Origin of the sequence: uncultured Cytophaga sp. (genome assembly GCF_937863595.1) — a bacterium.
Classification (GTDB): Bacteria; Bacteroidota; Bacteroidia; order Cytophagales; family Cytophagaceae; genus Cytophaga.
Map to the genome: position 1 here is coordinate 1 of NZ_CALMGQ010000142.1, position 21765 is coordinate 21765.

Sequence of the window (21765 nt, forward strand, 5' to 3'; positions counted from 1 at the left end):
GAATTGAACAGCGTATTTAGAAAATCGATCTTTATCTGCAGCGAATAAATCGCGCATGTGTAAATTGGAAGTTTTTGAATAATTTTCTGTTAATTTCTTCCAAGAAGTGAATTCAGTGGGTAAAGTCATATACTTAAATTAGAGATTCTATGATATTTATTTTCAAATATAGATAAAAAGAACCGTATGAATTAAATACAATTTTAATTCATACGGTTCTTTTATATTTAAACTAGCAGGTTAACGCTTTCTTTTAAGTCGTTTTTTAATCGGATCTTCCGCTTCTTGTTGTTTGGAACCTTCAGGTACGACTTTTCCATCTATGATAACAAGCTTTCCTTTATCGTTCCATTCTTTAACAATAACAGGCTGTGTAGTTGTATCGTACGGGTCTTCGGGAAACTGAGTTTCGCGTTTGCGATTGGGTGAGTCGGGGAAATAGTCTATCCATAAGCCGATTTTAACACCATTTTGGTAACGACCCTTTGATAATACAAGTCCTTTTTCTCCAAATAAGTAATAATCACCTTGTAGTTTGCCATATTCATAGGGCATTACTTCTTTTACTTTTCTTCGAGATTCATCAAAATAGGTGATTTTTGCTTCTTTTGGCCAACCTTTGTAAAACTTGGTTTTACCTATAAGTAAATCATTTTTATCAAATGCTTCCCAGCGCGCATGCTTGGTCCCTACATAATAAGCACCTCTTTCAGTAACTACCCCATTCAATTCCCGAGTATACGGACCATGTAAAACCCTATAATTCGGTTGTTTGTCGGCTTCTATTTTAGAAACTTTTAAAATCTTGTTTTTTGTCAAATCCCACACATACAAATCAGGAATATATGGATTGGGATCTTTCCACGTTTTTAAATAATAGAAACGCTCTAAGGTTACATTACCACTGGTACCTGAAATGGTACGAATGAATCCTTTTTTACATTTCAATTCGTAAAAAATCTTCTTTTTTGGTTTTTTTGGTTTACGCTTCTTGCGGGTTGGAATCGTATCCGGAGTAAATATTAACTCAGGCACGGTATCCGTTTCCATGATATAATATCGCGGCTTTTTACCAGAAGGCAGGCGTACGGTATCTGATTGTGCGAAGCTGTTTATCGACAATAGAATAGATACAAGTAATATTGATATGCTAAAAAGGTGTTTCATTGCTTACAAAACTACTAAAACTATCAAATATTGTGTTATTAATTATGAATTAAGAGTTATGAATGATGGATTAGGGAAAAAATGGGTGGTCAGTGGTCAGGAAGTTCGTAGTTTTCAGTTGGTAGGGGCTATTTTCTAGACGAATACAAGAACGGAGTATCACTATTTTTCCCGATCACTGACCACTTTCCCAAATATAAAAAAAGCCCGACCAAGTAGCCGGGCTTTTAATATATAATCGCGGTAATTTATTTTGCTAATAAATCTACATTGCGTTCAATGAATGCACTCAACTCAGCACCTTGTAATAAGCCTTGAGAAAGTAAACCCAATTGGTAGGTTTGCTTAATTAATTTTTCTGCTTCTTCTTCAGGCAATGTTATTGCTTTTGCAATCAAGGGGTGATTGGTATTTACAATTACTTCATGTGTTAACTCAAAGCCACCAAACATTGCTTGTCCGGATGTTGCAGCCATATCTTTCATACGTCGCATAAACTCTGAAATGACAATGGTAACAGGCATGTCGTCTGTCGCTAAGTTTTCTAACTTAACAATGATCTTACCATCGCTCACTACTTTTTTGAACAATTCTTCTGCTTTTGTTTCTTGTTCTTTCGTAAGTAAACTTAACTTCGGTTCGTCTTTTTCAATCAATTTATCAACGCTTTCAGAGTCGATGCGTTTGAATTGGGAGTTTTCTAATTTACCTTCTAATTGACCTAAGAAATGTGAATCAATAACAGAATCCAACAACAATACATCGTAGTGTTTTTTCTTCGCAGACTGAATAAAGATATCCTGTGCAATAGCATTGTTGCTGTATAGATAAATCAATTTTCCGCTCTTGTCTGTTTGCGTATCTTTGATTTTTTCTTTGTATTCATCAATGGTAGCAACTGCATTATCTGTGCTTTTCAACAAACAGAAATTCTTTGCTTTTTCATAGAACTTCTCTTCGCTGATCATGCCGTATTTTACAAACATGCCAATGTCATCCCACTTCGCTTCAAAGCCTGCACGATCGTTATTAAACAATTCGTTTAATTTATCTGCAACTTTCTTCGTAATGTGGCTGTTGATTTTCTTTACATTTCCATCTGCTTGTAAGAAGCTTCTTGAAACGTTTAAAGGAATATCTGGCGAATCAATTACACCATGTAACAACATTAAAAATTCAGGAACGATGTCTTTCACTTCGTCTGTAATAAATACCTGACGGGAATACAATTGAATTTTATTGCGTTGGAATTCAAAGTCTTTTTTCAATTTAGGGAAGTATAAGACCCCTGTTAAACTGAATGGATAATCTACATTCAAATGAATCCAAAACAATGGATCTTCAGACATTGGATACAGCTCTTTGTAGAATGCAATGTAATCTTCGTCTTTTAATTCGCTAGGCTGTTTGGTCCAAAGTGGAGTAGGATTATTTATAATCTCTCCTTCAAATTCAATTTCGATTGGAAGGAAGCGGCAGTATTTATCAAGTACGGAATGAATGCGGCTTGTTTCTAAAAACTCAAGAGAGTCTTCTGCAATATGTAGCGTAATTTCAGAACCACGTTCTGCTTTGTCAGAGGGTTTGATTTCAAACTCAGTAGAACCGTCGCAAATCCAGTGTGCTGCTTTTGAATTTGGTTGGTACGAAAGCGAATTAATCTCTACATTTTTAGAAACCATAAATGCAGAATAAAAGCCCAAACCAAAATGACCAATAATTTGATTGGTATCTGTTTTGTCTTTGTATTTCTCTACAAATTCAGTAGCGCCTGAAAATGCAATTTGATTGATGTATTTTTTTATTTCTTCCGCTGTCATACCAATACCACGATCGGTGATGGTGATGGTGCCTGCTTCTTTATTTACGCTAACAGTAACTTTTGTTTCGCCTATTTCGCCCTGAACTTCTCCCAAAGCAGCCAAACGCTTCAATTTTTGCGTTGCATCTACCGCATTGGATACCAATTCGCGTAAAAATATCTCATGGTCAGAGTAAAGGAATTTTTTAATAATGGGGAAAATGTTCTCTGTGTGAATGGAGATATTGCCTTTTTCTTGCATAGAAGTGATTCGTTTTATGAATGATAAAAGGATGGTTTCAAAGATTGTTCCAAGGTAGAAAGGGTGACAAGATGGCAGAAGGAGTTGCCAGCTACTAGCTACAAGCTATCAGACGAAAAAGGGTCACAAATTTATATTACAAAATAAAAAGGGAATGTGTTAGACGTAACCATCTAATACATTCCCTTTTTGATTTTGTCTAGCAACTAGCAACTAGAAGCTAGCAACTATTTACTCCAGTACAATTTTCTTGCTGAAATAAGTATCATTGTACATATATGTAACAACATACAAGCCGCTTTTTAGCGTAGCAACATTTAATTGTTGTGTAGATGCTGTTTCTTGCATTTTGCTTGCGCCAGTCATATCAACAACATGTACATCTGAAACATTTTCAGAGAAGTTGATGTTTTTGTTTGCAGCGAAAACGTTTATGGATGAAGTTGCAGAGTAGTTTGTAGTTGAAGTTGGAGTAGGGTATTCGAATTGTAGATTATCTATCACAGCTTTGCTTAATGGGTTAGCGGTATCAAAGGTTTGGTTTCCCACTAATAGTACGATAACAAGCGAACTTGGGGCATTGTTATTATTGTTGGATGCATAATCTAATAAAATTTCAAATTTAGTATATGCATTTGTGGATTCGGTAATTATAATAGTTCCGTCACCTATACTATAGCCAAAGCGATCTGATACTTGTACTGATATCACAAAATCATCTCCGGTAGTTCCACTATTAAACTTGTAGTAGCCTGTTAATTTAGTTGGCTTACTTGTAAATGGAATACCTTGTATGCTTTCCTCAAATAAATCCAAACTGGAGTAAACTCCTGAAGAATAATAATTTGAACCATCATAATATGGTTTCATTTCTAGCGCATAGTTCCCAGAATATTTATCAGTTGATTTCTTAATGATAGGGTATGTAGGGCATTCACCAAATTCAGTAAAAATAAATTCATCATAAATATTGTATCCCTCAAGTGAATCAATAGATGGGCAAAACGAAAATGGTTTCCAATTTTCAAAATCTCCATTTGGTACTGGCTGATTTTGTGCAGTTAATGTCAGTGTAAATCCTAATAAAGATGTAATCAGTAAAAAAAAATTCATGGTAAATATGGTTTAAGTTTCTAATTAAAATATGCTTTTAGAACATACAATAACAAAAATAAACTATTTTGTTATTGTATGTTCTAAAAGCAATGGGAATATTTATTCGTCAAGAACCTAGCAACTAGAACCTCGTAACTAACCTCACAATATCTTCATCTCCGTTCGTCTATTTTTTTGTCTACCTTCCTCCGTAGTATTCGATGCAACGGGCTGCGCCGATCCATAGCCTTTCGCTACTAATCGGGTGGAAGAAATTCCCTTTAAGATTAAATAATTAACCACTGTTTTTGCGCGTTCTTCGGAGAGTTTTTGGTTAAGCGTTTCATCGCCAACATTGTCGGTATAGCCAGAAATCTCTACTCGTATGGACGGATTATTTTTTAACAAATCCACCAATTTTAATAATTCAGTATACGAAGTAAATTGTATGGACGCTTTACCCGAATCAAAGAAAATATTTTTCAATACAATCTTACTGGACGTTTTTGCCGGCACCATAACAATGTCTTGCTTGTATTCTTTGAAGCCGTCTTTATTGCTTAGTGTTACGTTTTCAGAATAAAATAAATGTCCTTCTTTTTCAATGGCTACGCCGTAATTTTTCCCAGAGGGCAAGGCAATGATATATTCCCCCGTTTCGCTATTGGAGCGGTATTTTGCAATCAATTCTTTTGTTTCGTTGTCGGTTATTGAAATCCTCGCTTCGGTAGGCTTGTTTTGTTGATCCAAAACTTTACCCTTTAACAGCGCCAACTCGGGTGCTTTCTCTGAAACAGGCATGCGTATGGAATAAATATCTTGTTGTCCATAACCGCCTTCTCTATTAGAAGAATAGTAGCCAATTTTACCATCGGCAGATAAAACAAAATAGATGTCGTCGCCAGCAGTATTGATGGGAGAACCTAAGTTTTCTGGTGTAGACCATGTTCCGCTAGATGTGCGCGTTGTTTTGAAAATGTCATAACCACCCATTGTTGAATGACCTTTAGAACTAAAGTACAAAGTCTTTCCATCGGGGTGCATAAAAGGCGCATCTTCGTCGTAAGGTGTGTTTATGGTTAGTTTTACAGGCTTGCTCCAGTTTCCACTGACTGTTCTGCTACAGGTATAAATATCTCTGTTAGAATACGCATTGGTTGCTCTTACAAAAAACAAGGTGCGTTCATCGGGCGACATACACGCGGCGGTTTCGAAGAACTCTGTATTCATTGGAAGTGGAGCAGCAGCACTCCATTTTTTTCCTTTTAATTCCGATTGAAAAATGTCACCACCATTTACACCTCGATACAAAAACATGGTTTGTCCATCTTCTGAAATACCAATACATGCATCATGCACGGAGGTGTTGAGTGGAGCACCAATGTTGATTGCTTGATTCCATGCACCTCCAACGTTCGTGCACATGTAGATATCTTCGAAAGGTAAGCCATCTGCTTCTAATTTTCCACCCACGCTACCTGCTCGTCTAGACGTGAAGTATAGTTTTGATAAATCTGCAGTGATATTTGGTAAATAATCCATCCCTTGTGAATTGACTAAAGCACCTGCATTGGTGATTTTAATATTTTTTGGATTGCTGGTATAGCGCTTGCCATAGGTACATTCAGATTCTAATTTTGAAATTGTTTTATAATTGGTTTTACCCGGATCCGATTTCTTATAATAAAAGACAGCCGAATCCCATCGTTGATTTAAGTGCAGGGCTTGTGCATATACAAAATACATTTCGTTGGAGGGTTCTTTCGATTTTCGAACAGCAGTACCCGCAAAATTGATGGCTTTTTCCTTTGGCGATGTAAGCAGATAGCATTTGGCGATCATGAAATTCACTTGAGCATTATCCTTATTTTGTTGTAAGGCAAGCTCGTAGGAAGTTAATGCTTCTGTATAATTCTTTGCTGCAAATGCGGCATCTGCCTTTTTTAGTAATTTTTCATCTTGGCTAAATACAGTTAAACAAAAAAAGGTTTGGATTGTTACTAGTATAAGGATTCTCATAAGTTGATCAATATGTGAATGTAATTGATTTAGACGTTCGTTATAATGTGTTCGAATATTCCTGCACATTACCAACGTATTTGTGGTAGCGTTGATATTTTATCTGATTAAAGACCAATACGTTAAATAGTATATCTATAAATTACGCTTTAATTTTTAAATATGCACGTATGAATCAAAACAATTGAGTGTTTACCGTATTTAAACGTTTTATAAAGAACGAATTATAAAAGTTGTTATTCCCCATTTATATTAGAAAAAAAGAACACATGTTCGGCGAGAAGTATAACGAAATGCGATTGGCAAATTATAAAAGTGCATCAAAGAGTCCATTGTGGATGGCTTCGGAATTTGTGATGTCAGGAGATGTCAAAAAAATAAAAACAACTGAATTAGAGTTTTTATTAGGAATGGCAAACGATTTTAACTGGAAATCCACTGCCGAACTGAATAAGGTTAAACTTCCATATATGGCTGTAGTTGTCACCGATGTCCATAAAAATATTGTTTGGGTAAATGGTTATTTTGAAACCATGACTGGCTATACGAAAGCAGAAGTTCTCAATAAAAATCCAAAATTTTTACAAGGGAAAGCGACTGATACTCTAACATTACATACGATTCGAAAAAAAATAAACGGACAACGGAAGTTTAAAGGAACGTTGATTAATTATAAAAAGAATGGAGAAGAATATCGGTGTAACGTAGATATACAGCCTATTTATAATATGGAAGGGATTCACACCCATTATATTGCATTTGAAACAGATCGGTAGATGAATTAGAAATTGTTTTTTTTGAATTAATAAATATTTATTAATCTTATCAATTTTTTTAAAAAAAAGAATCTGCTCATTAAATTCAATCCAAATAGAATCGAATTTAATAAGCAGATTCAAGAAATTATACTTTTATAAAAAAAATAAAATTTTTAGAATTATTCAATTATAATTTTAGAATTATAAAAAGTATTATTAGATGTTTGTATAGTGAGTAAAATTAATCCCTTTAGTTGCGTAGAAATATCATTTGTATAATAATATTCTTGTTGGCCAAGTGTATTCGTTAAAGTAACTTTTGAAACTACTTGATTTGAATTACATCGTATTTTAAACACTCCTTTACATGGATTCGGATAAATAGATATATCATCGGAATCATTGTTTAAATTACCATTTGTTACAGAAGTTGGTATAAAGCTTTCAGATTGAAATATTTGTATCCGATCGAAACTACCATGAAGAGTTTCAATGGTAGGGCCTGAATTGTTAGCCAAACCTTCAAGTATAAATAGATTCATATTCTCATCAAACAAAAAATCAGAAACACTTCCTATTTGACCTTGGTCACAACCAAAGATGCCGAACGATGAAATAAATGTGCCATCTAAAGTATATCCTAGAATTTGGTGATGATCCCCATCAAAGATGTACAATAAATTATCTTTAGCTATTTTAATATTTCTAACTGTACTTAATGTCTCAGAAAGTAGCCATGTTGAAATTAAAGTGCCATCTTTCTTAAATCTATAAACTTGTGGTGCATTAGGATAATAATATGCTAATATGAAGACATCTTTTGATAGTGGGTCGAAAGTGATTCCAGTAACATTATTTGACAATCCATTTAAAGGAAATACTGCAATTAAATCTCCTTCTTTATTAAATTTCTTTACTTTTTTTAAATCTGAAACATAAATATTATTTTCATCATCGACTTCAATTTCATCAACATCATAAAATTGATTATCATCGGTTCCAAATGTTTTAGTCCAATTTCTAATAATTGTTCCATCTGTTTTATATTGAATTACTCCCAATTGGCCATAAGCTGCCCATATATTACCATCGTTATCTAATGCTATAGAATATATTTGTGGTGGTGTTGAAAAATTGGATATAAATTGACCTGTACTAGATATTTTTTGAATTCTTTGATTACCAGCATCTGAGACATATAACGTGCCATCTTTCGTCTTAACAAATGATCTAGGACTACGGAACTCATTTATTTCATTGCCAATACCACCCCATTTTGTTATATATTGCCATGATGGATTAAAAACTTGAACGCGCGCATTACCACTAGTAAGTCGGCCTTCAAGGGTGTAGATGTTGCCATTTTTTGCAAATAATAAATCGCGTGTGTCATAAAATTGACCATCCGAATTACCGATGGAACCATAACGTGCTGTAAAAGCAAATGTTGTCGCGTCCCATTTAGTAATGTTGCCTTGAGAACAAAGATAAATATAGCCATTCTTATCTGTAGCAATGCCATAAACAAATATATTACCTGTTCGTTTAAGTTCATTACCATCTACATCATAACATATAATAACGCCTTGTTTAGAATCGGATGTATAAATAAGATTATTTTCATCAATACAAATCCCATCTACATTGGAACTCGTCGCCCAAGTTTTTATAAAAGTTCCATCATTGGAATATTTCATAATAGCTTCCTTATCAACGTCAGTTACATAAACATTGTTATCACTATCGAGTACAATACCATATGGGGCTTTCATTTGATAGTTCGCATTTCCATAACTCCCCCATTTTTTAACAAAGATTCCATCGGATGTATAAACAGATACCCCGGGATAAAATTGTTGTGTTATGTAAATTTGATTATTGGCATCAATTGCAATACCAACTGGATACATTGCAGGCCATCTTTTTATTAAAACACCATCTTTAGAAAATTTAGATATTAATTTATTTTCATTATCTACAACATAAATATTATCTTCCGAGTCAGAAGCAATTCCAGTCGGGTTATAAAATTCATATTGAGGAGGTGTTTGCGTTGGGCCACTTATTTCTTTTACGAAACTAAATGGTTGAGCATGTACAAAACTTAGGCTACTTAAAAATAAAATTAAAAGTAATTTCTTTTTCATAAATCGTTTTTTTTAATTAAAAATATATCTTTAATAATTCAAAAATATTCCTGGAATTATCATTTTTTTGGTTCCTTGAATAAATATTAGTTTAAGGATAGATTTAATAGCAATATAATCATTAACCAATGAATTAAGAGCATGTTTTATTCGTTAAAATTTCTATTGGATAATGTTTAATAATTTTCAGTTCAATGTATTGATAATGAATTACCTCAAACGATCCACAGAGCGTACTAGATTTTCATCTTTTTGTATGCGTTTGCCTGCATAGAAACACAACATTAAGGCTACTAAAGGCATATAAAATGCAACACCAAAATGTTCTGTAAATTCAGCAGAACCAATTAACAACTTCGTTTCACGGATGTTCCAAAAGAACAATCCTTCAACCATACAGATTAATAAGGTATTCATCATGTTTAAGCGCATCTGTAAAACGCGATTGTTATATTTAAATATCACGAAAAGTGTCAATGCAATGCTAATTCCTAATAGAATAGCTGCAAAATAGGTTGGGTTTGATGTTGATGTCGTTTCATGGCTGATAGAAATTTGGTATGCATCCAAATCATACGACGTACCATTGGAAGATGCTGTCCAAACGGGTGTAAACAAGCTTATTGATAAAACACAAGCAGAAAGTAATAAGAGTATTGATTGAATTCTTTGTATCATGGGGGGTTTCAATTAAATTGCAGAATAAAAATAATAAAAATTTTGAGATATTTTCTGGATATATCTTATCAAGGTGCAAATTATCATGGCTGGCAGATACAGGAAAATGCTGTAACGGTACAAGGTATTTTAGAGAAAGCCTTGACTAATGTGTTGGGTGCCAAGATAGATATCGTTGGGAGTGGACGAACAGATACTGGTGTACACGCAGCTTCACAAATAATTCATTTGGATTCACCGAAAGAGTTTACGAAAGACTTAATTTTCAGAATCAATGGATATTTACCCAAAGACATCTGTATTAAGTCTGCACGGGTGGTGAAAGCCGATGCCCACGCACGTTTTGATGCTATTTCTCGCGCTTATGTATATCGCATAACGCTTGTTAGAAATCCATTTGAAGTAGGCTTGGCGTATTATTTTTATCCGCCGATTGACATTGAAGCTATGAATGCTGCTGCAGTAATTTTATTGCAACACGAAGACTTTGAAAGTTTTAGTAAAGTGCATACGGATGTTTCTAATTTCAATTGTACTATCCATCATGCGTATTGGAAACAAGAAGGCAATATGTTGTATTTTCATATTAAGGCAAATCGGTTTTTAAGAGGCATGGTTCGTACCATTGTCGGCACCTTGTTAGAGGTTGGAAAAGGTAGAATGACGATGGAAGAATTTACGAATATTATATTGGCAAAAGATCGCAAACGTGCGGGAATTTCTGTTCCTGCAGATGCCTTATATTTGTCAGAAGTTATTTATCCAGAAGCAGTATACACGCATGATTGATATACTTCGAATCGATTCTGTTACAAAAACATTTGGCTCATACACAGCCATTGATAACATTACATTAAACCTTAAAAAAAATAGCATACTTGGCTTACTTGGTCCAAATGGAGCAGGTAAAACAACCTTGTTGCGTTTGATTACTCAAATTGTATTGCCAGATAGCGGGAATATATTTTTTAATGGAGAAACATTAATAGAGAATCATCGAGTAAAGATGGGCTATTTGCCCGAAGAGCGTGGCTTGTACCGAAAGATGAAGGTGCAAGAGCAACTTATATACTTTGCTCAATTGCGCGGACTGAGCTCTAAAGAAGCCTTAGCAGAAAGTAGCATGTGGTTGCAACGTTTAGAAATTGGATCCTTAAAAGATGCAGTATTAGAAACGCTTTCAAAAGGACAGCAGCAAAAAGTGCAATTTATATCTGCCGTTATACATAAGCCTGAAGTATTGATTTTAGATGAACCCTTTAGTGGGTTTGACCCTGCAAATGCAGAAGTAATTAAAAAAGAAATTAAAGCCTTACATCAAGCAGGTGCAACGATCATTTATTCTACCCATAGGATGGATACGGTTGAAGATGTGTGTACGGAATTGGTATTGGTGAATCATGGAAAGGTTGTGTTGCAAGGAATACCAAATGAAATTCGTAAAAAATTTGGTAAGGGCTATGTGAAGTTGGTGTTCAGTGGAACGTTGCCTCAAGAGTTGGAATCGAGTATTGTGGATCGTAAAGAAGAACGTGCAGATGCATCGACGTATTTATTAGCAACAGCGATGAACAGCAATGTCTTATTGTCATTGTTATTAAGCAGCGGAGGTGTTGTACATCATTTTGAAGAACATTTACCAAGCATGCAAGAACTGTTTTTGGAACATGTAAACAAGATACAGCAATGAGACAAATGTGGATTGTTTTAAAACAAGAATATTTGAATCGGATTAAAAAACGTTCCTTCCTTGTGATGACGCTTCTTGGTCCGATTATATCGTTGTGCATCTTATTTATTCCTGTTTATTTGAGCTTAAATACCACTGAGCGTGTACATGTTTGGCTGCAAACTGCAAACTTAAAACAAGGAGGTAATTTCACAGATGAGCAATTTGTCTTTCATCATATTGAAAAAATTGATGTAAAAGAAATTGAAACTGATTTTTTGCAAGAAAAAAACCAAGCAGATGTCTTGGCAGTTTATTCGATAGAAGAGAAGCACATTTTATTGTTGGATAAAAAAGGCTTATCTACAGCAGAACAATGGAAGCTAAAAAATAAAATACAGGATATCTATTTTAAAGACATCATCGCAACCTATATGCCTGGGCGTGCTGTTTCGCCAGATATTCAATATATGCCCTTGGTGGAAAAAACAAAAAATGCGGATGTGTTTCAAATGATTGGTTTGTTTTGTGCAATTGTTATTTACTTTTTTATTTTCTATTACGGTGTTCAAGTAATGAAAGGCATTGTAGATGAAAAGGTAAATAGGGTTGTAGAAGTGATTTTATGTTCGGTAAAGCCCTTCAATTGGATGATGGGGAAAATATTGGGTATAGCGGCAGTTTGCCTTACACAATTTGGATTTTGGGCCATGGTTTATGTTTGGATAGGTTCAAAATTTAATAATCGTTATGGAACAGCTTTAGAGCAATTTAAAGATCAAAATATTGGCGATACGCTACATGTGAGCAAAGATGCTTGGCAAGCTTTAGAGTGGAATGTATACGCACAGGGTTTTGAAAATTTGCCGCTGATGTTGATTGCTGTTTCTTTCTTTGTGTTTTTTATATTGGGTTATTTGCTATACGCATCCTTGTTTGCTGCAATTGGCTCTATGACCGATAACGAAACCGACACGCAACAATTCACGTTTCCGATAACGGCTCCTTTATTTGTTACCTTCTTATTTGCAGGGCTAATCATCAGCGAACCTCATTCACAAATGGCTGTTGCACTGTCGTATTTCCCCTTAACATCGCCCGTGGCAATGATGTTGCGCATTCCATTTGGTGTGCCGATTTGGGAAATTATTGGATCTGCTATCCTCTTAGCAGTCACATTTATTATTTCTGTGTATGTTGCCGCTCGCGTTTTTAAGCGTGGAATATTGCAGTATGGTAAAGCGATGCGATGGAGTGATATATTTGGACTAGGGGGGAATAAGTAATTTTCATATATGTTACATTCATAATAACAAATTCGCTACAGAATGTATTGTTAACTCGTATGAGATTTTGGCCCATGTCGATTCGAATGTATATGAAAACTAGGAAATTATTCTCCATTGGTATTTTACTATTCCTTTTTGTTGTTTTAGGCATACAAGGTTGCAATTCAACGCAGCTTGTTTCATCATGGAGTGAGCCTGCACTATCTATTAAATCGTTCCATAAAATATTGGTGATAGGTATTATGGGAGATAAAGAAATGGAAATGAGACAAGATATGGAAATGGATATGGTAAACGCACTGTATGCAAAAGGGATTGATGCCTATTCGTCTTATGTTATTTTTGGACCAAAAGGTTTTGTAAATAAAGACCCAAGAAGTGAAATTCTTAGTTTAAAGGATACAACGTTTGATGCGGTTATGTGTATGGTTTTAATAGATAAGGATAAAGAACAATATTATAATCCCCCAACAACTTCCGTTGTACCAGTGAATCCAAACTATTACAATAATGGATTTAATAACTCAGGATCCTATTATAACAATGGAGGGTATTATAATGGAGGAGGGTATTATAATAATGGAGGATATTATAATAATTACAATGGTATGAGTAATTATTATAATCAAGCGTATCGCAGTGTTACTACACCTGGGTATTATACCACATCTGTTAATTATACGATTGAAACGGATTTATTCAATTTTCCTAAAGACTCGCTAATATATTACGCAGAAACAAAAACATACGATCCAGCAAATGTCTATAACATGTCTAACGAAGTTTCTAAAGAAATAATTATAGATATGATGAATAAAAGAATTTTGCCGAATGTAAAAGCTAAAAATAACTGGTAAAAATTGTTTAGCTGCTTACGTTAAAAAAAGTAATACAAAGATTTACTTTCTATAGTATTTACTCATCGTTCAAATTATACCAAGGTATTTCAAATAAACCTTCATGTAATTCTAAGTATGCACTATCGCCTTCTTTAAAGCGCCAATATTGTTCAGGGGGGATAGCAATTTCAGTATTTGATTTGTGTTCTCCCCAAGGAGAAATTACTGCGAAGTATTTCCTAAGCCTCTGTTCACTCGGACTCCTATATAAAGAAATTATTTTTGTTTTATACCGCTCATGTTTAGTAAGATCAAAAAGGCAGTTCAGTCCGTATATTAAACCATAGCTGTAAAATAAAATACACAGAATGAATACAATATACAGTTTTGACCGCAACATGAATGCTCCTCGAATATCTTTGTGTGTAATAAAAAGAATGAAAACAAAAACTACAAAACAAATTGCTCCAGCGATTGCTAATGCATAATAATTATCGCATTCAAAACTTGTAAAGGTACCGACTAATAGTGCAATCGATACAGATAAAATGTATAATGAAACGATATTCAAATCCATCGAATCACCCGAAGAAATATTTTTTATATAGTTGTCGAATGTCGCATTTCCTTTTGAAATCGATCGTGTAATACCAATGATTGGTATGCATGCTAAGGCACAAAACAAAGGTTCAAATGGGTATCGAAAATAACCGAACCAAAGACTCAATACAATTGCAATACTGTCAAGTGTATCTAACTTCCATGCTGTAAAAATGGAGTCGCCCTTATTGGGATTAATCATAAAGAAAAAATAGGATTAATTAACTCAAATAAACTCCCATGCCTTTGCTCGACAAGTCTACTTCCACATGCTCTTGTAGTGATGTAGCCATAACGTACCCAACAAAATCAGCAGAGATAGGAAAGGTGTGATGCCCTCTGTCTACGATAAATGCTGTTTGAATGCGTTTAACACGAATGCTTAAAAAAGGTTTTAAACTGTATGCAATTGTTCTGCCCGTACTCAATACATCATCCACTAAAATAATGCATGCATTTTTCATTTTCTTAATATCTACATCAAGTGTTACCTCGCTTTGAGAAGGTGCTTGCTTATCAAGCGTAATTTTCACCAACGATGTTTTTATAGTCGATATCGATTTAAATTCTTTCTCAAGTAATTTGGCAAAGGAATATCCACGATCGTAAATACCAGCAAATACTATTTCTTTCTCTTTGAAGTTTTGTTCTAAAATTTCAAAGGCGATACGCTTAATGCGATGTTGAATTTGCTTCTTATTTAATATGAGACTTTTTTCTGGCATGATGTGTAATCCGAGTTCCTTGGCAAATATATGTAATCGGTAATGAATTATGAATTATGGACGATGAATTATGAATTATGGATTATGAATGATGAATTCCGTTCTTCTGTCTGTGGCTCACACACAGAAACGTTGAGATAAAGAGGGATTGAATGGCATATGTGTCACCATAACCTCCGAGCTGGCGCAAGCATTTGCTTGTGCATTCTGATCGTGTGTAATAGATGAGTTGGGTTTAGTTCATTTTAGGCACAATCAAATGCTTGCGCCAGCTCGGAACGCTGTGTCTAGCCGTATAGTCCTTTATTCATATTATAACAACCTAATTTATAGTTATTTGTCATTTTTAGCCTTTGTTTAAATCTTTTAGGATAAATTATCTATTATTTTTTGCTGTCTTGGGAATATTGCGTATTTTTGTGGTTCGATTCATTAAGTGAACGAGTAGAAAGTGATCTGTAAGCAAACCATTGCTTCTGGCCGCATTTTCAGTTAAAACAGAAAGAAAAATTAAACAATACAATCATGAAACAAGGTATTCACCCAGATTATAGAGAAGTTGTATTTCACGACATGTCTGCGGATGTTAAATTCATCAGTCGTTCTACTATCAAAACTGGCGATACAATCGATATGGAAGATGGTAAAACATATCCATTAGTTAAATTAGAAGTTAGTTCTGCATCTCACCCGTTCTATACTGGTAAGAAAATGTTCTTGGATGCTGAAGGACGTGTTGAAAAATTCAACAAACGTTACAAAAAATAATATTTCTCCCCATTCACAGGGATTTAAAGTCTTTTCAATGGAAATTGGAAAGACTTTTTTATTTTTGAACTATGAACATTCAATTCTTTGATGAAACAAACCTGCGTAAGGCATTATTGCCGCTCACGTTTACCCGTCCGATTGCAGAATTACGCATAGGTATTTGTACCATACGTGAGAAATGGCAATTCTATTTTTCAAATGCACATTGGTATTACCAAACAGAAAGCTATTTGCAAGGGAAATTCCCGAATACGAATTCTCCAGATTTAACTATAAATGGTGCTGTTTGTCCTAATCCTCAATTAATAGATGCAATCCTTAACTTGAAGGATGGGGAAGGACTCGTAGCCAATGGAATGGTACTTGTTTCGAAGGGTGAATTAAAAAAGCATATTGATTATTTTCAAGAAATCTTGATTATTACCAAGCCTAGTGATTTATTTGCACACAACGGAACAGAACTACGAACGGATTATGTTCAAGTAACCAAGGGCAGAACAAGCACTCAAATTACAGATATACATACGATTATTTACAATCCTTCAAATGTATTTGTAGAAACAGGTACAAAAATACGAGCAGCTATTATCAATGCAGAAGATGGTCCGGTATACATTGGTAAAGATGTTGAAATACAAGAAGGGGCAATCATTAAAGGTCCTTTTGCAGCCTGTCAAGGAGCGGTGATTGCTATGGGTTCAAAAATGCGAGGAGATAATACCATTGGTCCTTATTGTAAGGTTGGGGGCGAAGTTAGCAATACAATATTTATAGGCTATAGCAATAAAGTGCACGATGGTTTTATTGGGAACTCTGTTATTGGTGAGTGGTGCAATTTAGCAGCAGGAACCAACGTTTCTAATTTAAAGAATAATTATTCTGTTATAAAAGTACATTCGTATACAACCAATGGGTTGGAAGATACGGGGAAAATCTTTCACGGCTTGATTATGGGCGATTATTCTCGTTGCGGCATCAATGCCATGTTTAATACTGGAAGTGTTGTTGGGGTTTCATGTAATGTATATGATGCTGCCTTTCCGCCAAAGTTTCTCCCATCATTTGTTTGGGGATCTGCAGCAGGGTTTACAACCTTTCGTTTAGAAGAAGCATTGGATGTTGCTAAAAAAGGAATGTCTCGCAGAAGTGTTGAGTTAAGTGCCGAAGATGAAAAAATAATTACCCATATATTTAACGAAGAAAAATCATTTCGTGAAAACATATTAAACTAGTTTGACATGCAATTTTCTGAAATACCAGGTTTAGTAGAAGTTAAAAATACTCTGATTCATTCTGTAAAGAATAATCACGTAGCGCATGCACAGTTATTTGCTGGGGTTGAAGGCTCCGCTGCCTTGCCAATGGCTATGGCGTATGCAACGTATGTGAATTGCTTGGAAAAGACAGATACAGACTCTTGCGGAAAGTGTTCTTCTTGTAGCAAGTTTAACAAGTTGATACATCCAGATTTGCACATTATATTTCCTGTTGCTACGAATAAAAAAATAACAAAAGATCCATCTAGTGATGTATTCATGCCGGATTGGCGCGAAGCATTTTTAGCAAATCCCTTTTTTACCTTCAATGATTGGATGGAATTGTTGGATGCAGAGAATAAGCAATTAATTATTAATGTAGAAGAAAGCCGAACCGTTGTTAAGAAAATTTCAATGAAGGCTTTTGAGGCAGAATATAAAATTGTTATTATCTGGCTCCCAGAAACCATGCGTACGGAAGGTGCCAATGCCATGTTGAAATCCTTAGAAGAACCACCGGCTAAAACATTATTTTTATTAGTTACTGCAAAGCAAGAACGTTTACTTACAACCATCATATCAAGAACACAGCGCGTGCAAATTCGTTTGTTTAATGATGCCGAAATTAAAGATTATTTAATTTCAAAAAGAGGTATCGGTGAAGCACAGGCAAAACGTGTTACCTATTTGGCAGATGGTAATCTGCATGATGCCATTCAATTATTATCATCGGAAGATCAAAATTACGAAGCCAAAATTCGCGATTGGTTTCGAGCATGTTTTGGATCAAAATTGCAAGATATGATGCGGCTTTCAGAAGAATTTGCAGCATTGCCACGGGAACTTCAAAAGTCTTTGCTGCAATATGGCCTAGGCGTATTTAGAGATAGTTTGATGTATAAAGAAGTGGGTACAGACTTACTTCGTGTAGATGAAGAAAGTAAAGATGACATGGTTCAGAAATTCAGCCAAGTAATTGACTTTACAAAAGTAATGAGTTTGTCGCAAGTTTTAAATGATGCACATGCAGAAATAGAACGAAACATAAGTTCCAAAATGGTATTTATGGATACCTCTTTTCAAATGAATAAAATTTTCAAACAAAAATAATGAATAAGAACGTTCGTATTGGTACCCGTGGAAGCAAGCTTGCATTATGGCAGGCAGAGTACGTGGTTGCTTGTTTGCAAGCAAAAGGTTTAATTGGTGAAATTGTAATCATAGATACTACAGGCGATAAAATTCTGGATCAATCCTTGTCTAAAATTGGCTCAAAAGGTTTGTTTACGGAAGAATTGGAAGATCAGTTGGAATCAAATGCAATCGATATTGCCGTTCACAGTGCAAAAGATTTACAAACACATTTGCGCGATGGTATGTATGTTCTTGCCATTACCGAGCGTGAGCTTGTAAACGATGTGTTGGTTAGTCATAAAGATCTCTTGCCAATAAAAGAGAATTCTGAAATCATTATCGGTACATCTTCTACACGCAGAAGAGCGATGTTGCGTAAATTTTATCCAAAGGCTAAAATGGTCGACATGCGTGGCAATTTACAAACGCGTATCCGTAAAATGGAAGAAGGTGCGTGCGATGCGATGTTACTGGCTTACGCAGGCATGCATCGTATGGGATATGATGCATTAATTAAAGAGAAATTAGATTTAGAAGAGTTTACTCCTGCAGCCGGACAAGGTACTTTAGCAATTGAAGCTTCCAGAACATTAGATGCGGAACGTGCAAATATTATTCGTGCTGCTTTAAATGATGCTACAACAGAAACAGCAGTAATTGCCGAACGCGCATTCTTGAAAACATTAGAAGGTGGGTGTAGTATTCCTGTATTTGCGCTAGCTCAAATAAAAGGTTCGACTTATACACTTGTTGGCGGTATCGTAAGTTTAGATGGTTCTGAATACTTGCGTAAAGAAATTACTTTCACTACTGCAGATGCAGAAGCACGTGGGATTGAACTAGCCAACGCATTGCTGAAAGAAGGAGCGGATAAAATACTTCAGGATATTAAACTAACACTGGGAAAATAAGTTGCTTGATTGGACTTTTTGCAACAAAATTCCAAATAACAAAAAGCAAATTCCAAACGGAGAGAAATCTCTAAAATGTATTACCTCTTAATACCTAAAACTTATTACTTAAAACTTACAAGAAATGAAACAACTAATTTTCACTCTTCTAGCATGCTTTATTTTAGCATCTACAACCTTCGCACAAACGCCTGCAGCACCTGTTCTCCCGAAAGACGATTACTTGGTAACGATTACTACTTCGTATGGGGATATTGTTTTATTGCTGTACAGCCAAACACCTTTGCATAGAAAAAACTTTATTGATTTAGCTGAAAAACATTTCTATGACGGAACAACGTTTCATCGCGTTATTTTAGATTTCATGATTCAAGGTGGCGATCCAAACTCAAAGGATTCTATTACTACCAATGATGGAACAGGCGGACCAGGTTATACAGTACCTGCAGAATTTAATCCTAAATTAAAGCACGACAAAGGTGCATTGGCAGCTGCACGTATGGGTGACGAGATGAATCCAGAACGCGCTTCAAGTGGATCTCAATTCTATATTGTTCAAAATAAAAAAGGAACTCCATTTTTAGATAAAAATTATACGGTATTTGGACAAACCATTAGTGGATTTGATGTGATTGATAAAATTGCACAAGCAAACGTAGATGGTGCTAGCAGACCATTGAAAGATATCACAATGAAAGTTACGGTTACTAAAATGAAAACGAAGAAGATTATTAAGCTGTACGATTGTACATGGTTTTATAAAGCCTAAAGCTAGGGTTGAAACTTAATTATCTTCTGGTTTCTTCAACTAAGAAAAATAAAATAAATTATTAATCACCGATCAAGCGTTTGGCATTAAGCCTTAAGCTTTCGGCCTTAAGCCTTCGGCCTCTATGAAAATATTAATCACCGGCAGTAACGGTTTGCTCGGACAGAAACTCGTTTCTTTATTGTATTTGTTGCCTGAGGTAACGCTTATTGCTACGGCGCGTGGCGACAATAGAGATGAGATTTATGAAGATTATATCTATGAATCCATGGATATCACTTCGGAAGCAAATGTGTTGGCTGTATTTCGCAAATACAAACCCGATGCGGTAATTCATACCGCTGCGATGACGAATGTAGATCAATGTGAATTGAACAAAGAAACATGTGTAGATCAGAACATCACAGCCGTGCAACATATTGTAAAGGCGTGTAAAGAAGTCGGTGCATTCTTAGTACATGTTTCTACAGATTTCATCTTTGATGGTACACACGGTCCGCTTACTGAAGAAGAGACGCCAAAGCCAGTAAACTATTACGGTTGGACCAAATGGGAAGCAGAAAAAGCAGTAGAAACATCTGGATTAAAATGGGCTATTGCTAGAACTGTTTTAGTATATGGTGTTGTACAAGATATGAGTCGTAGCAACATTGTTCTTTGGGCGAAAAATAATTTAGAGCAGAAAAAACAAATAAATGTAGTGAACGACCAGTGGCGTACACCAACCTTAGCTGAAGATTTAGCTAAAGGCTGTTGGTTGATTGTTCAAAAACAGGCAACCGGTATCTTCAATATTTCGGGAGAAGAAATGATTAGTCCGTATGACTTAGCACACACTGTTGCGGAGGTATGGAACTTGGATAAAGGCCTAATCAAACAAGCTGATTCATCAACCTTTACACAACCTGCTATGCGTCCTCCCAAAACAGGTTTTATAATCGATAAGGCAAAAAAAGTATTGGGATACAAACCACATAGCTTGATTGAAGGATTGGAGTTGGTAAAAGAGCAGTTAATTGAATTATAGTATTACTGTGGTAAATACTGATTTTTCGAAAAAATAGATACATTTTATATACACATAGATTTAGCCCTTCATTCAAAAAAAAATATTGTTTGTTTTGAATGAAGGGCTAAATTTTAACTTTCTTTTTCATTTTTTAACTGAAAATAAGAAAAGAGTGTATTGATTTACATTCATTTTTCAATATTATATATTATAATGTATTCATTTGTAATGTATTGGGTTGAAATTGTATTTGCGGAAATAAAAAAATCATGTAAATTGAGCCTAACAAAACACTCTTATTGAAGAGTTTTTGTTATTGAATATGTCTTATGTAGCCAAATTAGTTCGTTTTTTGGTGAATAAGTTGATAAAAGGGTTAGAGTGGCGCGAATAGCGCCACTCTTTTTTTGTATACTAATATTTTTCTCGTTTATTTTATAAGATGGAAGAAACACAAAATTTAGATGCAACCATAAATGCAGCTATTGGTCCTATCTCAGATTTTATAACTTCAATTGTTTTTTATTCAATTAACATATTGGGTGTAGAAGTACCCTTAATTGTGTTATGGTTAATTGCAGCAGGATTGTTCTTTTTTGTATATCTAAAAGCGATTAATATATCACGCATAAAACTAGCACTAGATATTGTTCGTGGCAAATACGATGAACCCGATTCAAAAGGAGAGGTGAGTCATTTTCAAGCATTGGCTACTGCAGTTTCAGGTACCGTTGGTTTAGGGAACATAGCTGGTGTCGCAGTGGCAATAACCTTGGGAGGTCCTGGCGCAACGTTCTGGATGATTGTTGCGGGCTTCTTAGGTATGATGACAAAATTTGCCGAGTGTACGCTTGGAGTAAAGTATA

20 protein-coding genes are annotated in these 21765 nt (G+C 35.0%); 12 read left to right on the forward strand and 8 right to left on the reverse strand.

Annotation, left to right across the window (positions count from 1 at the left end; translation table 11 throughout):
* Positions 1-240: 240 nt before the first annotated feature.
* The 4 genes from Q0543_RS12215 to Q0543_RS12230 form a co-directional block, all read right to left on the reverse strand.
* Positions 241-1167 carry a hypothetical protein gene (locus Q0543_RS12215; RefSeq protein ID WP_299253357.1) on the reverse strand — a complete coding sequence of 309 codons (927 nt, stop codon included), beginning with the start codon at positions 1165-1167 and terminating at the stop codon, positions 241-243.
* A gap of 248 nt (positions 1168-1415) precedes the next feature.
* On the reverse strand, positions 1416-3230 hold the full coding sequence (gene htpG, locus Q0543_RS12220; protein ID WP_299253359.1) for a molecular chaperone HtpG: 1815 nt from the start codon (positions 3228-3230) through the stop codon (positions 1416-1418).
* Between the two features lie 231 nt (positions 3231-3461).
* The gene (locus Q0543_RS12225; RefSeq protein ID WP_299253362.1) at positions 3462-4343 is read right to left on the reverse strand and encodes a T9SS type A sorting domain-containing protein; all 882 of its coding nucleotides are present in this window, start codon (positions 4341-4343) and stop codon (positions 3462-3464) included.
* Positions 4344-4487: 144 nt separating this feature from the next.
* Complete coding sequence (locus Q0543_RS12230; RefSeq protein WP_299253364.1) at positions 4488-6344, reverse strand: OmpA family protein; 1857 nt, start codon at positions 6342-6344, stop codon at positions 4488-4490.
* A 269-nt stretch (positions 6345-6613) separates the two neighbouring features.
* Here Q0543_RS12230 and Q0543_RS12235 point away from each other — a divergent pair, with 269 nt between their 5' ends.
* Positions 6614-7120, forward strand: a complete 507-nt coding sequence (locus tag Q0543_RS12235) for a PAS domain-containing protein (RefSeq protein WP_299253366.1) — start codon at positions 6614-6616, stop codon at positions 7118-7120.
* Positions 7121-7281: 161 nt separating this feature from the next.
* Here Q0543_RS12235 and Q0543_RS12240 read toward each other — a convergent pair whose 3' ends face one another.
* Positions 7282-9249: a hypothetical protein gene (locus Q0543_RS12240; RefSeq protein ID WP_299253369.1), complete on the reverse strand. Its 1968-nt coding sequence runs from the start codon at positions 9247-9249 to the stop codon at positions 7282-7284.
* A gap of 210 nt (positions 9250-9459) precedes the next feature.
* Positions 9460-9927, reverse strand: coding sequence for a DUF4293 domain-containing protein (locus Q0543_RS12245; RefSeq protein ID WP_299253371.1), 468 nt, complete (start codon positions 9925-9927; stop codon positions 9460-9462).
* A gap of 42 nt (positions 9928-9969) precedes the next feature.
* On the opposite strand from Q0543_RS12245, the gene truA reads away from it, so the two are divergent.
* The 4 genes from truA to Q0543_RS12265 all read left to right on the forward strand — a co-directional run bounded on the left by truA (position 9970) and on the right by Q0543_RS12265 (position 13742).
* A complete protein-coding gene (truA, locus tag Q0543_RS12250; protein ID WP_299253373.1) occupies positions 9970-10716 on the forward strand; it encodes a tRNA pseudouridine(38-40) synthase TruA in 747 nt (248 codons plus the stop codon).
* The gene (locus tag Q0543_RS12255; RefSeq protein WP_299253375.1) at positions 10709-11617 is read left to right on the forward strand and encodes an ATP-binding cassette domain-containing protein; all 909 of its coding nucleotides are present in this window, start codon (positions 10709-10711) and stop codon (positions 11615-11617) included. The genes truA and Q0543_RS12255 overlap by 8 nt, the downstream gene beginning before the upstream one ends.
* A gap of 5 nt (positions 11618-11622) precedes the next feature.
* Positions 11623-12882, forward strand: a complete 1260-nt coding sequence (locus tag Q0543_RS12260) for an ABC transporter permease (protein WP_299253377.1) — start codon at positions 11623-11625, stop codon at positions 12880-12882.
* Positions 12883-12974: 92 nt separating this feature from the next.
* Complete coding sequence (locus tag Q0543_RS12265; RefSeq protein WP_299253379.1) at positions 12975-13742, forward strand: hypothetical protein; 768 nt, start codon at positions 12975-12977, stop codon at positions 13740-13742.
* Between the two features lie 58 nt (positions 13743-13800).
* Here the strand turns inward: Q0543_RS12265 and Q0543_RS12270 are convergent, their stop codons facing one another.
* The gene (locus Q0543_RS12270) at positions 13801-14526 is read right to left on the reverse strand and encodes a hypothetical protein (protein WP_299253381.1); all 726 of its coding nucleotides are present in this window, start codon (positions 14524-14526) and stop codon (positions 13801-13803) included.
* A gap of 19 nt (positions 14527-14545) precedes the next feature.
* A complete protein-coding gene (locus Q0543_RS12275) occupies positions 14546-15049 on the reverse strand; it encodes a phosphoribosyltransferase family protein (RefSeq protein WP_299253383.1) in 504 nt (167 codons plus the stop codon).
* 525 nt (positions 15050-15574) lie between these two features.
* On the opposite strand from Q0543_RS12275, the gene Q0543_RS12280 reads away from it, so the two are divergent.
* The 7 genes from Q0543_RS12280 to Q0543_RS12310 all read left to right on the forward strand — a co-directional run.
* A complete protein-coding gene (locus tag Q0543_RS12280) occupies positions 15575-15817 on the forward strand; it encodes a type B 50S ribosomal protein L31 (protein ID WP_299253385.1) in 243 nt (80 codons plus the stop codon).
* 71 nt (positions 15818-15888) lie between these two features.
* Positions 15889-17052 (forward strand): GlmU family protein, encoded by a 1164-nt coding sequence (locus Q0543_RS12285; protein WP_299253386.1) that lies wholly within the window; start codon positions 15889-15891, stop codon positions 17050-17052.
* 6 nt (positions 17053-17058) lie between these two features.
* The gene (locus Q0543_RS12290) at positions 17059-18186 is read left to right on the forward strand and encodes a hypothetical protein (RefSeq protein WP_299253388.1); all 1128 of its coding nucleotides are present in this window, start codon (positions 17059-17061) and stop codon (positions 18184-18186) included.
* Positions 18186-19121 carry a hydroxymethylbilane synthase gene (gene hemC / locus Q0543_RS12295; RefSeq protein WP_299253390.1) on the forward strand — a complete coding sequence of 312 codons (936 nt, stop codon included), beginning with the start codon at positions 18186-18188 and terminating at the stop codon, positions 19119-19121. Before Q0543_RS12290 ends, hemC begins: the two co-directional genes overlap by 1 nt.
* 124 nt (positions 19122-19245) lie before the next feature.
* Positions 19246-19890 (forward strand): peptidylprolyl isomerase, encoded by a 645-nt coding sequence (locus Q0543_RS12300; RefSeq protein WP_299253393.1) that lies wholly within the window; start codon positions 19246-19248, stop codon positions 19888-19890.
* Between the two features lie 124 nt (positions 19891-20014).
* Positions 20015-20917: an NAD(P)-dependent oxidoreductase gene (locus Q0543_RS12305; RefSeq protein WP_299253396.1), complete on the forward strand. Its 903-nt coding sequence runs from the start codon at positions 20015-20017 to the stop codon at positions 20915-20917.
* A gap of 424 nt (positions 20918-21341) precedes the next feature.
* Positions 21342-21765 (forward strand): alanine:cation symporter family protein (locus Q0543_RS12310; RefSeq protein WP_299253399.1); only part of this gene is annotated, 424 nt, incomplete at its 3' end.

What these genes read in the sequence shown, in the direction of transcription:
- Q0543_RS12215 (WP_299253357.1), bottom strand. Translation starts at nt 1,167, where the DNA reads ATGAAACACCTTTTTAGCATATCAATATTACTTGTATCTATTCTATTG.
- htpG (WP_299253359.1), bottom strand. Translation starts at nt 3,230, where the DNA reads ATGCAAGAAAAAGGCAATATCTCCATTCACACAGAGAACATTTTCCCC.
- Q0543_RS12225 (WP_299253362.1), bottom strand. Translation starts at nt 4,343, where the DNA reads ATGAATTTTTTTTTACTGATTACATCTTTATTAGGATTTACACTGACA.
- Q0543_RS12230 (WP_299253364.1), bottom strand. Translation starts at nt 6,344, where the DNA reads ATGAGAATCCTTATACTAGTAACAATCCAAACCTTTTTTTGTTTAACT.
- Q0543_RS12235 (WP_299253366.1), top strand. Translation starts at nt 6,614, where the DNA reads ATGTTCGGCGAGAAGTATAACGAAATGCGATTGGCAAATTATAAAAGT.
- Q0543_RS12240 (WP_299253369.1), bottom strand. Translation starts at nt 9,249, where the DNA reads ATGAAAAAGAAATTACTTTTAATTTTATTTTTAAGTAGCCTAAGTTTT.
- Q0543_RS12245 (WP_299253371.1), bottom strand. Translation starts at nt 9,927, where the DNA reads ATGATACAAAGAATTCAATCAATACTCTTATTACTTTCTGCTTGTGTT.
- Q0543_RS12255 (WP_299253375.1), top strand. Translation starts at nt 10,709, where the DNA reads ATGATTGATATACTTCGAATCGATTCTGTTACAAAAACATTTGGCTCA.
- Q0543_RS12260 (WP_299253377.1), top strand. Translation starts at nt 11,623, where the DNA reads ATGTGGATTGTTTTAAAACAAGAATATTTGAATCGGATTAAAAAACGT.
- Q0543_RS12265 (WP_299253379.1), top strand. Translation starts at nt 12,975, where the DNA reads ATGAAAACTAGGAAATTATTCTCCATTGGTATTTTACTATTCCTTTTT.
- Q0543_RS12270 (WP_299253381.1), bottom strand. Translation starts at nt 14,526, where the DNA reads ATGATTAATCCCAATAAGGGCGACTCCATTTTTACAGCATGGAAGTTA.
- Q0543_RS12275 (WP_299253383.1), bottom strand. Translation starts at nt 15,049, where the DNA reads ATGCCAGAAAAAAGTCTCATATTAAATAAGAAGCAAATTCAACATCGC.
- Q0543_RS12280 (WP_299253385.1), top strand. Translation starts at nt 15,575, where the DNA reads ATGAAACAAGGTATTCACCCAGATTATAGAGAAGTTGTATTTCACGAC.
- Q0543_RS12285 (WP_299253386.1), top strand. Translation starts at nt 15,889, where the DNA reads ATGAACATTCAATTCTTTGATGAAACAAACCTGCGTAAGGCATTATTG.
- Q0543_RS12290 (WP_299253388.1), top strand. Translation starts at nt 17,059, where the DNA reads ATGCAATTTTCTGAAATACCAGGTTTAGTAGAAGTTAAAAATACTCTG.
- hemC (WP_299253390.1), top strand. Translation starts at nt 18,186, where the DNA reads ATGAATAAGAACGTTCGTATTGGTACCCGTGGAAGCAAGCTTGCATTA.
- Q0543_RS12300 (WP_299253393.1), top strand. Translation starts at nt 19,246, where the DNA reads ATGAAACAACTAATTTTCACTCTTCTAGCATGCTTTATTTTAGCATCT.
- Q0543_RS12305 (WP_299253396.1), top strand. Translation starts at nt 20,015, where the DNA reads ATGAAAATATTAATCACCGGCAGTAACGGTTTGCTCGGACAGAAACTC.